Annotated in this window: 12 protein-coding genes; 7 read left to right on the top strand and 5 right to left on the bottom strand. The window is 69.4% G+C overall.

Annotated features, from left to right (window positions below):
• Nucleotides 1-5: 5 nt before the first annotated feature.
• Nucleotides 6-653 (bottom strand): TIGR03086 family metal-binding protein, encoded by a 648-nt coding sequence (locus tag AB0H50_RS22295; protein WP_357455732.1) that lies wholly within the window; start codon nucleotides 651-653, stop codon nucleotides 6-8.
• 51 nt (nucleotides 654-704) lie between these two features.
• On the opposite strand from AB0H50_RS22295, the gene AB0H50_RS22290 reads away from it, so the two are divergent.
• Both AB0H50_RS22290 and AB0H50_RS22285 read left to right on the top strand, forming a co-directional pair.
• Nucleotides 705-1157, top strand: coding sequence for a MarR family winged helix-turn-helix transcriptional regulator (locus AB0H50_RS22290; RefSeq protein ID WP_357455729.1), 453 nt, complete (start codon nucleotides 705-707; stop codon nucleotides 1155-1157).
• Nucleotides 1158-1309: 152 nt separating this feature from the next.
• Nucleotides 1310-2089 (top strand): metallophosphoesterase, encoded by a 780-nt coding sequence (locus AB0H50_RS22285; RefSeq protein WP_357455726.1) that lies wholly within the window; start codon nucleotides 1310-1312, stop codon nucleotides 2087-2089.
• Here the strand turns inward: AB0H50_RS22285 and AB0H50_RS22280 are convergent, their stop codons facing one another.
• Nucleotides 2090-3154, bottom strand: coding sequence for an AraC family transcriptional regulator (locus AB0H50_RS22280; protein ID WP_357455724.1), 1065 nt, complete (start codon nucleotides 3152-3154; stop codon nucleotides 2090-2092). It abuts the gene before it with no gap.
• Nucleotides 3155-3229: 75 nt separating this feature from the next.
• Here AB0H50_RS22280 and AB0H50_RS22275 point away from each other — a divergent pair, with 75 nt between their 5' ends.
• The 4 genes from AB0H50_RS22275 (at nucleotide 3230) to AB0H50_RS22260 (ending at nucleotide 8796) form a co-directional block, all read left to right on the top strand.
• Nucleotides 3230-4696, top strand: coding sequence for an NAD(P)/FAD-dependent oxidoreductase (locus AB0H50_RS22275; RefSeq protein ID WP_357455721.1), 1467 nt, complete (start codon nucleotides 3230-3232; stop codon nucleotides 4694-4696).
• Nucleotides 4697-4741: 45 nt separating this feature from the next.
• Nucleotides 4742-6940, top strand: coding sequence for an ATP-binding cassette domain-containing protein (locus tag AB0H50_RS22270; protein ID WP_357455718.1), 2199 nt, complete (start codon nucleotides 4742-4744; stop codon nucleotides 6938-6940).
• Nucleotides 6937-7674 (top strand): energy-coupling factor transporter transmembrane protein EcfT, encoded by a 738-nt coding sequence (locus AB0H50_RS22265; protein WP_357455716.1) that lies wholly within the window; start codon nucleotides 6937-6939, stop codon nucleotides 7672-7674. Before AB0H50_RS22270 ends, AB0H50_RS22265 begins: the two co-directional genes overlap by 4 nt.
• A gap of 465 nt (nucleotides 7675-8139) precedes the next feature.
• Entirely contained in the window at nucleotides 8140-8796 is a 657-nt protein-coding gene (locus tag AB0H50_RS22260; RefSeq protein ID WP_357455713.1) for an ammonium transporter, read from the top strand.
• Between the two features lie 112 nt (nucleotides 8797-8908).
• Here AB0H50_RS22260 and AB0H50_RS22255 read toward each other — a convergent pair whose 3' ends face one another.
• Entirely contained in the window at nucleotides 8909-10072 is a 1164-nt protein-coding gene (locus tag AB0H50_RS22255) for a lipase family protein (RefSeq protein WP_357456134.1), read from the bottom strand.
• Between the two features lie 333 nt (nucleotides 10073-10405).
• Here AB0H50_RS22255 and AB0H50_RS22250 point away from each other — a divergent pair, with 333 nt between their 5' ends.
• Nucleotides 10406-11053 (top strand): isochorismatase family cysteine hydrolase, encoded by a 648-nt coding sequence (locus AB0H50_RS22250; RefSeq protein WP_357455710.1) that lies wholly within the window; start codon nucleotides 10406-10408, stop codon nucleotides 11051-11053.
• Nucleotides 11054-11223: 170 nt separating this feature from the next.
• Here the strand turns inward: AB0H50_RS22250 and AB0H50_RS22245 are convergent, their stop codons facing one another.
• Both AB0H50_RS22245 and AB0H50_RS22240 read right to left on the bottom strand, forming a co-directional pair.
• Nucleotides 11224-13578: an ATP-dependent DNA ligase gene (locus tag AB0H50_RS22245; RefSeq protein WP_357455707.1), complete on the bottom strand. Its 2355-nt coding sequence runs from the start codon at nucleotides 13576-13578 to the stop codon at nucleotides 11224-11226.
• A gap of 55 nt (nucleotides 13579-13633) precedes the next feature.
• The gene (locus tag AB0H50_RS22240) at nucleotides 13634-13861 is read right to left on the bottom strand and encodes an antitoxin (RefSeq protein ID WP_357455704.1); all 228 of its coding nucleotides are present in this window, start codon (nucleotides 13859-13861) and stop codon (nucleotides 13634-13636) included.
• Nucleotides 13862-13867: the final 6 nt, after the last annotated feature.

Raw genomic sequence — 13867 nt, 5'->3', positions numbered from 1 at the left:
ATTACCTACGCGCGCAAGGAACTCGGCGTCCACTCTGGCGCGCGCCCGAGCTGCCGCAATACCCGGTCCATGGTCGAACCCGCGTCGTCCGCCGTCAGCGCGGGGGCGAACGCCGCGCCGGGCTCCGAACGCTCCGGGCCGTCCGGAACCGCCGCCGCGACCTCGAGCGCCATCAGCGCCAACTCCGGGTCGGGGTCGACGGTCTCGCCGATCGACCGCGCCACGTCCCACGCGTGCACGACGCTGTCGACCAGGTGAAACCGGATGACGGTCGCGGCGGGAAACCGATGCCGGGTGGAGAACTCGGGAAGCAGCACGGTGCGCTCGAAGACGCCGGGCTCGGCGAAGGCCGTGACGACCTCCTCCGCGGCGGCCAGGTAGTCGGCCACCGGATCCGCCGCCTGCCGCACTTCCCACGCGCCGGGGTCCTCGGCTCCGCGCACCGCACCCGCGAACCCACGGTCCTGGGTGGCCATGTGTGCCAGCAAGGCGCGCAAATCCCATCCCGCACAGGGTGTTTCGACGGATAGCTGCGCGGCGTCGACCCGCGCGACGGCCCCCGCGCTCAACCGCACGGCCCGAGCGTGCAGCTCACGCAGCCGCTCGTTCGATTCGGTCGTGTCGATCGCTTTTCCTTCGGATTCAATACTCATGCGCTTATCGTAAGCACTTGCCTACGATCTGCCAAGAAGTATTTTCTAGGCATGCCAGACCCCGACCGACCCGATCTCGCCGCGATGGTCGTGCCGCTCGGCCGCGCCCTCGTCGCAGCCGAACTGCCCGTCCTGGAACGCAACGGGCTCACCATGTGGGCCTACGGAGTGCTGCTCGGCCTGGAACCGGAGCCGGTGTACACGCAGGCCGCATTGGCCAAGGCCATCGGCGCGGACAAGACCCGCATCATCGGCGTCCTCGACGACCTGCAACGGCGCGGCCTCATCGAACGCGCGCCCGATCCCACCGACCGGCGCGTCAACCTGGTCTCGCTCACCGCGGAAGGCAAGGCGGTCCGCGACCGCGCCCAGCGGGAGATTCGCGCGCAAGAGGACGAAATGCTCGCGGCGCTCCCGCGCGCCGATCGCCAGGTATTCCTCCGCACCTTGCGCACGCTCTGGTCGAACGCCACCGCCGAGACTCGTGAACCTCCCCGAGTGTGACTGTCGCCACTATTCGACGGTGATGCCTCGCGCGGTGGCGAGCCTCATGAAGACGGACAATGCGCAGGTCATCTAGCCTGGGAAAGTGCCGAGCACACGATGTGGGCACACTCTGACGCAACGCAGCGATCCCTCAGAGAAAGCGAACGCCGATGATCCTGGTGGCACAGGTCAGCGATACACACTTCGATCTCGGCACCCGTAACGCCGAACGCGTGGAGCGGGTGATGGCCTTTCTCGCCGACCTACGCCGCAAGCCCGACGCCATCCTGGTGACCGGCGACATCACCGATTCCGGCAAAGCCGAACAGTACGCCGAGGCCCGCGTCGCGCTGGCCTCCGACATTCCGGTCTACGCCCTCCCCGGCAATCACGACGACCGCGCCAACTTCCGCACCGCACTGCTCGGCGAGCCCGCCGCGACCACGCCGATCAACCACGCGCACCGGATCGGCGAACTGACTGTGGCCCTGTTGGATTCGAGCATTCCCGGCGAGGCGGGCGGCGCGCTCGGCGAGGAGACCTACGACTGGCTGCGCGGCGTGCTCGCCGACGCGCCCGCCGACGGCCCCATCCTGCTCGCCATGCACCACCCGCCGGTGCACCTGCACAGCCCGATCATCGACGGCATCACCCTCGCCGACCCCGAGCGCCTCGCCGCGCTGGTGGCCGGGGACGAGCGCATTCTCGGCGTGCTCACCGGACACGCCCACTCCGCGGCGACCACGACCTTCGGCGGTCGCCCGCTGCTGGTCGCGCCGAGCACGGCCTCGGTGCTCGGCGGCGTATGGGAGCTCGAATTGCCGGACCACGTGATGGATTACGCGCCCGACCCGGCCGTCGCGCTGCACATCATCGACGAGAACCGCAGCCTGACAACACATTTCCGCCCGGTCCCGATGGGCGGCTATCTCGGCGTGCAGCCGGGCTGATCAGCGCAGCGGCACTCGCTCGCGCCGGTACGCGGCCGGTGTCACCCCGGTCCAGCGCTTGAAGGCGTAGATGAAGGTGGAGGACTCGGCGTAGCCGAGGCGGATCGCCACGTCGCTCACCGAAAGCGGTGTGGCGGCGAGCATTTCCTCGGCGAGCGCGCGGCGCACCTCGTCCAGTAGTGCGCGGTAGCTGGTGCCCGCCGCGTCGAGGTGCCTGCGCAGCGTCCTGGTGCTCATGTTCAGCTCGCGCGCCACCAGGTCGATCCTCAGCGGCGCGGCGAAACCGTCCGCGCCGCCGGGCACCAGCAGCTCGCGCACCTCGGCGGCGATGCCGGTCCGCGCCCTGCGGCGATCCACCAGTTGACGGCACTGGGCCAGGCACATGGCCCAGGTGTGCTCGTTGGCCTGCGGCAGTGGCTGTTCCAGCATCGCGGGATCGATGGTGAACACGTTGTGCGCGCGGCCATACGCGGGACGGACGCCGAGCACCTCGGTCACTCGGCCGACGTATTCCGGTTCCGCGAAACGGAATTCGGCGCGCAACAGCGGCACCGGCCGTCCGAGCAGATCGCTCATCACCTGGTACATGGCCGTCACGTCGCGTTCCACCAGGAACTGGCGCACGTCGGCGGGCACCGACTCGTCGTGCACCCGCGCCACGAACTCCCCCGCCTCCCAGTGCGCGACCGGCAGGCAGAAGGTGAAACTCAGGTCGAGGAACCGCAGCGCGAAGGAGATCGCCTCGCCGAGCGTCGGGCTGCTCACGCACGCGAAGCCGAAAATGCCGAAGGTGGTGATCCGGTATCGCCTGCCCAGCTCGACGCCGAGCGCGGGCTCGTCGACCTCGCGGACCAGATTGCGGATCACCGCGAGCTCGGTGTGCGCGTCGATCTGGGCGTCGGGGTCGCGCAGCACTGCGTCGGTCAGTCCGGTGCCTGCCAGCATGCGCGCCGCGGGCACACCGTGCTCGCCCGCGTACCCCACCATCAGGGCCACGCTGGCGATCCCGCGCGGGAAGTTCCAGTCGCGGATTCCAGCAGCCAGCACCCGCTCCACAGCCCACATTATGGCCGAAAGTCTCGGTGCACCCGACGGCGCCGGTTCTAGAGTGGAGACATCGGATGTGGTGAGGAGTGTCACATGACAGCTGGCGACGAGCCATCGGTTCTCATCATCGGCGCGGGTTTCGGCGGCATCGGCGCCGCGATCGAGCTGCGGCGCAACGGTATCCGCGACATCACGATCCTGGAGCGGGCCGCCGACCTCGGCGGGGTGTGGCGGGAGAACACCTACCCTGGCGCGGCCTGCGACGTGCCGTCGCCGCTCTACTCCTACTCCTACGAACCGAAGCCGGATTGGCCGCAGCGCTACTCCGGCCGCGACGCGATCCACGACTACCTGCGCGGTGTCGCGCGGCGGCACGAACTGCTGGAGAACATCGTCTTCGGCGCCGACGTGACCGACGCCGAATTCGACGAGCAGGCCGGCCGGTGGTCCGTACACACCGCTGACGGCACGACCAGGATCGCCGATGTGCTGATCTCCGCGGTCGGCCAGCTCTCCCGGCCCAAGCTCCCCGACCTTCCAGGCATCGACACCTTCGCCGGTGCGTCCTTCCACTCCGCCGAGTGGGACCACGACGTCGACCTGACGGGAAAGCGCGTCCTCTGCATCGGCACCGGGGCCAGCGCCATCCAGTACATTCCCGAAATCCAGCCGAAAGTCGAGCACCTGACGCTGTTCCAGCGCACCGCGGCGTGGGTTATCCCCAAGTTCGACACCGACTACTCACCCATCCAGCACAAGCTGTTCGCGAAACTGCCCGGCGCGCTGCTGGTGGAGCGATTCGGCTGGTGGTCGGCGGGCGAATTCGTCTCGTTGGGTCTCGTCGAGTTCCCCGCCATCGCACGGATGGTCGGCCGCATCGCCGAGAAGCACCTCCGCAAGCAGGTCGCCGATCCGGAGCTGCGGGCCAAGCTCACCCCCGACTACCCGATCGGCTGCAAGCGCGGGCTGTTCTCGAACGACTACTATCCCGCGCTCACCCAGCCCAACGTCGCGGTCGAGACCACCGCGATCAACGAGGTCGTCCCCGAGGGCGTGCGCAGCGCGGACGGCAGGCTGCACGAGGCCGACGTGATCATCTACGGCACCGGCTTCAAGGGGACCGAATTCCTCTGGCCGATGCGGATCTACGGGCGCGGCGGCCGCAAACTCGCCGACGCCTGGGCCGACGGTGCGCACGCCTTCCTCGGCATCACCGTGCCCGACTTCCCGAACCTCTTCCTGGTCTACGGGCCGAACACCAACCTCGCCGCGGGCTCGATCATCTACATGATCGAATCGCAGGCCCGCTACATCCGGCAGGCGGTGCGATTGCTCGCCGATCGGCCCGGCCACACCATCGAGGTCCGCGACGAACTCGAGCGCGAATTCAACGACGCACTCCAGCGACGGCTGGCCCGCACCCCGTGGAACTTCTGCACCAGCTGGTACCGCACCGCCTCGGGCCGCATCACGAACAACTGGCCGGGCACCGTGTCCAGTTACCGCCGCCGTACCCGTCGGTTGAACCGCGACGACTACACCCTGACCCGGGTCGCCTGATCCGGCGAACCGGCCGCGCGGCGCGCCTGCTGGCAGACTTGTTGCGTGAGTGATCTGCCCACGGCCGACGGCCGGACCGGTTCCGCGGAGCGCGGCCCGCTGCGCCCGATCGAGCTGGCCACCGGCGCGGTGCTGGGCGGGGTGACGGTCGGGCTGGTCACCGTCGGGTCCGTTGTTCCGCTGGCTGCCGCGCTGCAAATCGTCGCGGCGGTTCCGATGGGCATGCTGGCGCACCGCTACCGGCCGCGCGCGCTGGTGACCGCGGCCGCCTCGGCCACCCTGGTCACCTTCGTCGCCGCAGGCGTCATGCCCGCGCTCGGTGTTGTCGCCTCGGCGACCATCGGCGGCATCATCGGCGGGGTCAAGCGCCGCGGCGGCGGGCTGTTCTCGGTGCTCTTCCTCGCGCTGCTGGCAGGCCTGCTGTGGGCCGCGTTCACCATCGGATCGCTGCTGGTGGCCGGGCGGACCAGGGAGCTGTTGTTCGACACCATCCGCAACACCGCCGATGGCGTGCAGCGGCTCGCCGAGCGACAGTCCGCGCTGGAACCGCTCGGCCGGGCCGCGTCGGAGCTCACCGACGCCGTGCTCGCCTGGTGGTGGGTCTGGATCGGCGCGGGCGTCGCGCTCGGCGTGGTGGTGAGCGCGCTGTTCTCCTGGTTCGTGCTCGGTTCGGTGCTGGACCGGCTGGCCTGGCTGCCCGCTCGGGATCGCCTCGACGCGCCGGTGGACGAGCGGCCGATCGGCCCGCTGCCGGTGACGCTGCACGCGGCGGGCTTCCGTTACCCGGGCGCGCGCACCGACGCGCTGAGCGATATCGACCTCAGCGTCCGGGTCGGCGAGTTCATCGCGATCGTCGGCCACAACGGTTCGGGCAAGTCCACGCTCACCAGGCTGCTGGCCGGGCTGCCGCCCACCTCGGGCGAGGTGCGCCGACCGGGCTCCGCGGGCCTCGGCCACCTCGGCGGGACGGCTCTGGTGCTGCAACGGCCGGAAAGCCAGACCCTCGGCGTCCAGGTCGCCGACGACGTGGTCTGGGGACTTCCCCAGGAACTCGCCGCCGAGGTCGACGTGGAAGCGCTGCTCGGCGAGGTCGGTCTGGCGGGCATGGGCGAACGCGAGACCACCACCCTCTCGGGCGGCCAGCAGCAGCGCCTCGCGGTGGCGGCGGCGCTGGCCCGCCGACCCGCGCTGCTCATCGCCGACGAGGCCACCTCGATGATCGATCCCGAAGGCCGCAGTGAACTGATCGCGCTGCTCGCCCGGCTGCCGCGCCGCCATCCGATGGCGGTGGTGCTGGTGACCCACCACGAGGCCGATGCCGCGGCCGCGGACCGGGTGGTACATCTGGCGGCGGGCCGCACCGTCGACCGGCTGCCCGCCTGGCCGCAGCCGGCGCGCGGCGGGCGCCGCGGTTCCGTGGGCGTACCTCCGCCTTCCGCAGCTCGAGGACGGACTTCGTCCGACAGCGTCGAGCTCGGAGCCAGCGTTCTGGAACTGCGCGACGTCCGGCACACCTACAACCGGGGCACGCCGTGGGAGGCGCCCGCCCTGCACGGCGTCGACCTGGTGGTGCGCCGCGGCGAGGCGCTGCTCGTGGTCGGCGGCAACGGTTCCGGCAAGTCCACCCTCGCCTGGATCATCGCCGGCCTGATCGAACCGAGTTCGGGGCGCTGCGAACTCGGCGGCCGCCCGGTGACGCGGCAGATCGGCCGGGTGGAGCTGGCGTTCCAGCATTCCCGGCTGCAATTGCAGAAGCAGACGGTCGGCGCGGAGATCGCCGACTGGGGCGGGCGGGCCACCGGATCCGGCGCGGTGGGCAGGGCGCTGGACGCCGTCGGCCTGGATCGCGCGCTGGCCGCGCGCTCCATCGAGGAGCTCAGCGGCGGGCAGGCCAAGCGCGTGGTGCTCGCCGCCATCGTGGCCAGCCGCCCGCAGGTGGTCGTGCTCGACGAACCGCTCGCGGGCCTGGATCCCGAGGGCCGCGCCGACATCGTGGAACTGCTTGCGCGGCTGCGGGATTCCGGGTTGACGCTGATCGTCATCTCGCACGACGTCGAGGACATGTCCGCGGTGTGCGACCGCACCGTGCACCTGAGCTCGGGTCGCATCCTGGAGACCCAGCCGGTCTCCGACGCCGCGCCCGCGGCGCATCGCATCGACCCGCACCGCGGCCCGCGATCGGACTCGCCATCGCCGCACTCCGGCGACGCGGCGTGGCGCTTCGGACACGGAGGCGCGAAATGAGCACGGTCCTGTTCCGCCAGGTGCCGGTGTCCAGCCCGGTGCACAACCTCTGGGCGGGTACCAAGATGATCGCCGCGTTCCTGATCAGCCTGCTGCTGATGTTCTGGCCGTCCTGGCCGGTGCTCGGCGCGATGGTCGTGTTCCTGCTGGCGATCGGGCTGATCGCCCGGCTTCCGCTCGGCACGCTGCCCCGGCTGCCGTGGTGGTTCTGGGCACTGCTCGGCGCCGGCGCGCTGATCAACGTGCCGGTGGGCGGCGCCGCGGTGTTGCGCTACACCCAGACGATGGTCTTCGGCCTGATCCTGGTGGCCGCCTCGTTCCTCATCGCGTGGACCACTCCGATGGGCGAGATCGCCCCGGCCCTGGCCAGATTGGGCGCGCCGCTGCGCAAACTGAAAGTGCCGGTGGACGAGTGGGCCGTGGTGGTGGCGCTGACGCTGCGCGGACTGCCGCTGCTGTTGGAGGAGATCCGGGTGCTGCGCGCGGCCCGGCGGCTGCGGCCCAAGGACCGGCTGCTGGACCGGGCATCCGACAGCCCGATCATCGACATTCTCACCGCCGCCATGGCCGTGGCCACCCGCCGCGCCACCGAACTGGGCGAGGCCATCACCGCCCGCGGCGGGACCGGCCAGCTCACCGCTCGGCCCAGCGCCCCGGGTCGCCGCGACGCGGTCGCGCTCGGCCTGGTCGCGCTCGTCTGCGCGGGTTCGGTGCTGCTCGACGTGCTGCTCTGATCCCGAACCGCCCAGCCGAGACGACGGCGCGATCCAGTGGACGGCACTGAAGGGTGCGCAGCGGCGGCGTCGACGCCATCGCTTCGGCCTTCCAGCGGCAGGACGAGCTGAACGCCAAGGCGATTCACAAGATCAGGAGTTCCATCGGGTAGGGCGCGCCGTCTTCGGCGCGTCCCGTACCACGCCTTGTAGCAAGTCTTCGGCTAATCAAATGAAATCGGTTTGACGTGCACATATAGCCAAGTGGCATATCAGCTTCGGAAACTGCGTGATGACCGCGACCGATAAGGGACGTTATTACCCGCAGTTTTATGGTCCAAACCCGCGATCGCCCAGTAATGTGACACCCGGCGCTGCTGTTCTCTGAATCACATCAAGGCTCCGCGCGCGTTGAGGGGGAAGGTTTTTCGGCGTGCGGGGTGTTCGTAGGGCATGAAATCCTGATGAAGATTGGAACACCGCAAAATGATTCTTCGCAAGATCACCGCGGCCGTCGTACCACTCGCCGCCGCCGTCGCCGTCGGCGCGGGCACTGTGCACGCACAACCGGCTGCCGCCCCCGTTCCCGACATCGGGTACGAGGCGAAACTGATCGGCGACACGATCATCACCACACTCACGAACGGTTCCTTCGAGCTGACCGGCAACTCGGTAGTCATCGAGGATTCGGCGGGGAACGCGGTCATCACTTTGCCGCTCGCGGTCCGTCAGAACGGACTGGAATACCCGCTGCCGCACAAGATCCGTGACGACGGCCGGGTGCTGGAACTGACGGCGGTCGCGAACACCGCGCAGGCGCGGCCCGCGCAGGCCATCCCGGTCGCGTCGCCGTTGGAGAACCAGCGGGCGATGGACTCGTTCGCCTCCCAGTTCGGAATCGCGACCGCCGTCGGCGGATTCATCGGCACCGCGCTCGGCGCTCTCATCGGTCTGACCGGCCTCGTCGCCGGTCCCGGCGTGATCGCCAGCGTCATCGCGGGCGCCGCGATCGGCGGCATCATCGGCACCATCGTCGTCGGAGGTCCGACGCTGGTGGTCGCCGGTCTCGATCTGCTCGGCACCTTGACCGCGCCGGCGGGTACCACCAAGTGGACGGATCAGGCTGGGCTCCCGGCGAACTGAACCGCCCTTTCCGAACGCGGCGCGCACCGACTCAACCCCTCGAGTCGGTGCGCGCCGCTTGTCGTCCGGGACGTGTCTCGGTCGCTCTCACCGGAGCGCTGCGACACTTGGTTCAGCGCGCGTGACACCCCGCCGCCACGGGTGCGCCCGCGAAGCGGTCCCCGAGATAGTTCATCGCTCCGAACGCCTCGACCACCGCGGTCGGATTGTGGCCGGGCAGCGTCGAATGCGTGACGGTCAGGTCGGCGCCGAGTGCGCAGTAGCGGTCCACCAGCGCGGTGAAGCCCGCGACGGGAATCACGTCGTCGGTGGTGCTGTGGTAGAGGTAGGCCGGGACTTGCGGCGCGGTCGCGCCCAACTCCTGCGCGGCCGTCGCAGCGAGGAAGGCCGGGTGCGACAGCAGATTCGGCTCGATCGCGAAATCGTCGACGCGCGTATTGGCGTACTTCAGCACCAGGTCCGTCCCGCAGGCCGACCCGTCCTCGGCCAGCATCGCGCGCCCCCGCTCGTTCAGCAGCTCGGCGACACCGTAGCTCGGGTGGTCACGGGCGACCGACAGCAGGATCAGCAGCGCCAGCCCGGCCTGCACGCCCCCGTCGACGCCGCGCGCGATCGCGGGCCAGTCGGCGGGCACCCCGCCCGCGGTGATGCCCGCGAAGTCGACGTCGGGAGCGTAGTCCGGTTGCATCTGCGCGGCCCACAACGTCGCGAACGCACCGCCCGAATACCCGTACGCGCCCACCGGACCAGCGGGCCCGACGCCGCCCGGCGCCAAGGCGCGAGCGGCCCGGATGCCGTCGAGCACGGCGTATCCGGCGTTCACCCCGTCCAGGAAGCGGGACCACGGTCCCTGGTGGTCGCTGACCACCAGCGCCCAGCCGCGACGCAGCGCGTCCGCCATGAAGGGTGTGTCGAGGTAGGTCGTGATGCCGCTCAACTCCCAGCCGCCGCGCAGTGCGTAAGAGGGCGCGCACTGGGTGCCGAGGCTGTCCTCGGGCACCTGGTAGGACAGCAACGGACGCTCCCCCGGGCCCCACCACGGCAGATTCGGCACCATCACGGTCGCCATGCCCGGCGTCGGAATGCCGTCCGCGTCGTTGGTCCGGTACTGCACCTGCCACGCCGAAACCGGCAGCGGCAGACCCAATAGCGTGATCGGCCGCGAGCGAACGAGCGCGCCCGCGGGGTAGTCGGCGAGGTCGGCGGGAGCCGCGTAGAAAGGATCGTCGTCGGGTCGCGGGACAGCCGCACTCGGCACGACGAAGCTCAGCGACATCACCGCCGCCAGCAGAGCGACGCCGAATGCGCGGAACCCGAGCCGTCTCCGAGCCCGCACCCTTCTCGGCAAACAGGAAAGCATGGCAAGCGTGCGCTCGCGGAGCGCACCGAAAGCCCGTGACGAACGTAGGCCTTTCGTACTCATCCCGACTCCAAGAATCACCGAGGCGCGTCCATCTCCGCCTCGACACACTCGACGGTACTGCGGGGGCGGCCGCCCGGCAACCACGTCGGCGCGCGTGGTTACAGTGGTGCGAAAGTGCCCTCAGCGCAACCGAATCGCCGCCCCGGAATCTCGGCGACGTTCGATCATCGAGAAGGAGAGCTGACCATGCGGTACGGCAACGGACTGGACATCCCCGAGGGGCTCGCCGATGTGTGCGGCCCGGATCGAATGGCGGTGATCGTCTACGACATGCAGGTTGGGGTGCTGGGGCAGCTGCCGGACGGCCCGGAGATCATCCAGCGGGTGGTGCCCGTGGTCGAGGCGGCCCGGCGCGGGGGCTACCCGGTGATCTTCCTGCGGCACTTCTTCCTACCGCACCGGCTCAGCGGCAAGTTCGCGCTCCGGATGGCGATGAGCTGGCAGCGGGTGGACTCGGTCGACGAGCTGAAACCCATTCTGCAGCGCGACACCCCGGCCTTCGAGCTGGTGCAGGAGCTGCGGCCGCGGCCCGACGAGATCGTCTTCGACAAGACCTCGATGTCGGCCTTCGAGGGCACCCCGCTGACCAGCACGCTACGGGATCTCGGCATCGGGGCGTACGCGATCATGGGCGTCGCGATGGAGATCGGCATCGCGCCGACCATCGCCCATTCCACCGACCTCGGGTTCGTCCCGGTGGTGATCAGCGACGCGTGCGGCGGCCGCGATCAGGACGCGATCGCCCGCGCCTACGAGGATTTCGAGTTCCACGGGCACGCGATCGTGACGGACTCCGCGACCATCACGCCACTGCTCGCGGGCGAGAAGGAGTGAGACCGTCCCGTCGTCCGGCGCGGGGCCGGACGACGGGATGATCCGATCAGCCTTCCTTTCGGATGGCTTTCTTGGCGGCGTTCTCGAGTTGAAACAACCGCGAATTCACGATACCGAGCCCGCGCGCGACCGATCTGGCAAACCATTGGCAATCGCTATCGCTCCACGCGTCAGCCGGTCTGGCTGACCCAACCCGGATGCCAGAGCCGACCGGCCTCGGTCCAGTTCATGAAGCGCACGGTGCCCGTGACTTTCGGGGTCACCCACACCGCTTCCTTGCATTCCTCGGCGGTCAGCGGATTGTCGAACGGGCTGGTCTTGCGTTCCAGCTTGCGCAGCCTGGCGGCCAGCTCCCGCATACCCGACTCGCCGAAACCGGTGCCGACGCGACCCACGTAGATCAACCGGTCCCGGTAGGGAATTCCGACGAGCAGCGACTTGAACTCGCGCGCATCGCTGCGCCGCCAGCCGCCGACCACCACCCGCTGGGTGCGCCAATTACGCTGTTTGACCCACGAATGTCCGCGCTTGCCAGGCAGATACACCGAGTCCTTGCGCTTGGCGACGACGCCCTCCATGGCGTGCTCCTGGCTGTAGTGCAGCGCCACGGACCCTGGACCGTCCAGCCGGGGCGGCACGCGCAACGAAGGCGCGTTGGCGGCGAGCGCCTCCAGCACTCGCCTGCGATCCGAATAGCGTTTGCGCACCAGCGAGGTGCCGTCCAGATACAGCACGTCGAAGGCGACGAAGACGGCGCGGGCCGCATCCGCTTGCAGCAGGCCCAGATTCGCGACGCCGTGGTCATCGAAGACGACGGCCTCGCCGTCCAGCACGACCCGGTGGCCGTCGAGCTCCTTCGCGAGCACCTGGAGACCCGGGTAGCGCGAGGTCACCACGTTGCCCGCGCGGCTGCGCAAGGTCGCTGCGCCGGAATCGATCTCGGCGATCAGGCGGAAGCCGTCCCACTTCGTCTCGAAGCACCATTCGACCTCGTCCAGTTCGCCCACGTCGCCGGAGGTCGCCAGCATCGGCGCGAGACCGCGGGGAAACGGCGCGTCGCTGCCTGCCGGTGCCTGCGGTTCGGTCGCGGCGGACTCGCCGCCGGATCCGTTGGACGACGCTCGCTTCCCCTTGCCCGGAGACGAATCCTGCTGTGTCTCGACATCTTCCGATTCCGGCTGCTGATCACGCATGAGATGCATCAGCCACTGGTTGCCGTTGGTCTGGATGAGCGCGTAGCGGCCGGTGAGCCGCTCGCCGTGGAACCGGACGATCACCTCGTCGTCGCGCCACTTCTCGGTCTCGTAAGTGCCGGTATCCCAGATGGTCATCTCCCCGGCGCCATACTCCCCCTTGGGAATCTCGCCGTGGAAATGCAGGTACTCCAGCGGATGATCCTCGGTGCGCACCGCGAGGCGGTTCTGCCGCGACGACGTCGGCGGGCCCTTCGGCACCGCCCAGGACACCAGGACGCCGTCGCGTTCGAGCCGCACGTCCCAGTGCAGGCGACGCGCGTGATGTTCCTGCACCACGAACCGATTTCCGGCGCCGGCGACGGGCCGCGCCGACGGCACCGGCTCCGGGGTGCGGGCCGGATCGCGCATGGAACGGTACTTGCTCAGCGCGTCGGCGCCGCCCGCATCCGGCGGGTCCAGCCCGGCGAGCAGATCGCCGTCATCCCGCCAGCGCGCGAGCACTTCGTCGAAACGCAAGTGCCGCAGCTTCTTCCGCTTCTCGACCTCTTCCCACGTGCGCGGCGCCGCGGCGTTGGGCTCGGTGCGTCCGCGCAGCGAATAGGGCGCGATGGTGGTCTTGGCCGGGTTGTTCTGACTCCAGTCCAGGAACACCTTGCCGCGCCGCACGGATTTGGCCATGGTGGCCGTGACCAGATCAGGGTGCAGCTTCGCCAGATTGCCCGCCACCTGCTTGGCCACCGTCGACGCGCCGCCGGGACTCAGCACTCGATCCAGCGGCACGTAGAGGTGAATGCCCTTGCTGCCGCTGGTGACCGGATACGCGTGCAATCCGATGCCCTCGACCATGTCCCGCACTGCGAGGGCGACCGTCGCGCATTCCGCGAGGCCGACGCCAGGCCCCGGATCCAAGTCGAAGACGAGCCGGGTGGCCGGACCCATCTCGTCGTCGTCGAAACGCCATTGCGGCACATGGACTTCCAGCGACGCCTGCTGCCCGATCCAGGCCAGACCCGCCTCGGAATCGATCAGCGGATAGACCACCCGCCGATCGGAATGCGCGAGCGCGCGGCGCTCGATCCAGGAGGGCGCGTGTTCGGCGAGATTCTTTTCGAAGAAGGAGGGGTGGTCGACCCCGTTGGGCCAGCGCTTTCTCGTCACCGGACGCCCGGCGATATGCGGCAGCATCGCCGGAGCGATGGCCGCGTAGTAGGCGATCACCTCGCCTTTGGTGGTCCCGGTCGCCGGATACAGCACCTTGTCGAGGTTGCTGAGTTCGACCTCGACATCGGGTCGGCCCGGACCACCACCGAATGCACGGCGGGACACCATGACTCGATAGTACGGCCGGGGACCGACAGGTCGGCGGTCCCCGGCCGTGCGATCCTCAGGCCTGCGGTGTCGGGCCCTGGCCCGGCTGGCCGGGCTGCTCCGGCGGAACCACCTTCTTGGCGGCTTCCTTGCCCTTTTCGATCTTGTCCGTGTACTTACCGTGCGTCTTCTGGTCGATGAAGTCGCCTGCCTTGTCGACGGCCTCGTTGATCTTGCCCGCGTTCTTGGCCGCCGCTTCCTTGCCCTTACCGACCAGGCCCTTCAGAGTGTCCGTCAGGCTCATCGCCCT

Origin of the sequence: Nocardia sp. NPDC050793 (assembly GCF_040654065.1) — a bacterium.
Taxonomy (GTDB): Bacteria; Actinomycetota; Actinomycetes; order Mycobacteriales; family Mycobacteriaceae; genus Nocardia.
Note: the sequence above shows the minus strand (reverse complement) of the source record. Positions and strands in the feature narration are given on the sequence as shown.

Excerpts from the sequence above, each read along its gene's own strand:
- AB0H50_RS22295 (WP_357455732.1), bottom strand. The coding sequence starts at position 653 with ATGAGTATTGAATCCGAAGGAAAAGCGATCGACACGACCGAATCGAAC.
- AB0H50_RS22290 (WP_357455729.1), top strand. The coding sequence starts at position 705 with ATGCCAGACCCCGACCGACCCGATCTCGCCGCGATGGTCGTGCCGCTC.
- AB0H50_RS22285 (WP_357455726.1), top strand. The coding sequence starts at position 1,310 with ATGATCCTGGTGGCACAGGTCAGCGATACACACTTCGATCTCGGCACC.
- AB0H50_RS22280 (WP_357455724.1), bottom strand. The coding sequence starts at position 3,154 with ATGTGGGCTGTGGAGCGGGTGCTGGCTGCTGGAATCCGCGACTGGAAC.
- AB0H50_RS22275 (WP_357455721.1), top strand. The coding sequence starts at position 3,230 with ATGACAGCTGGCGACGAGCCATCGGTTCTCATCATCGGCGCGGGTTTC.
- AB0H50_RS22265 (WP_357455716.1), top strand. The coding sequence starts at position 6,937 with ATGAGCACGGTCCTGTTCCGCCAGGTGCCGGTGTCCAGCCCGGTGCAC.
- AB0H50_RS22260 (WP_357455713.1), top strand. The coding sequence starts at position 8,140 with ATGATTCTTCGCAAGATCACCGCGGCCGTCGTACCACTCGCCGCCGCC.
- AB0H50_RS22255 (WP_357456134.1), bottom strand. The coding sequence starts at position 10,072 with ATGTCGCTGAGCTTCGTCGTGCCGAGTGCGGCTGTCCCGCGACCCGAC.
- AB0H50_RS22250 (WP_357455710.1), top strand. The coding sequence starts at position 10,406 with ATGCGGTACGGCAACGGACTGGACATCCCCGAGGGGCTCGCCGATGTG.
- AB0H50_RS22245 (WP_357455707.1), bottom strand. The coding sequence starts at position 13,578 with ATGGTGTCCCGCCGTGCATTCGGTGGTGGTCCGGGCCGACCCGATGTC.
- AB0H50_RS22240 (WP_357455704.1), bottom strand. The coding sequence starts at position 13,861 with ATGAGCCTGACGGACACTCTGAAGGGCCTGGTCGGTAAGGGCAAGGAA.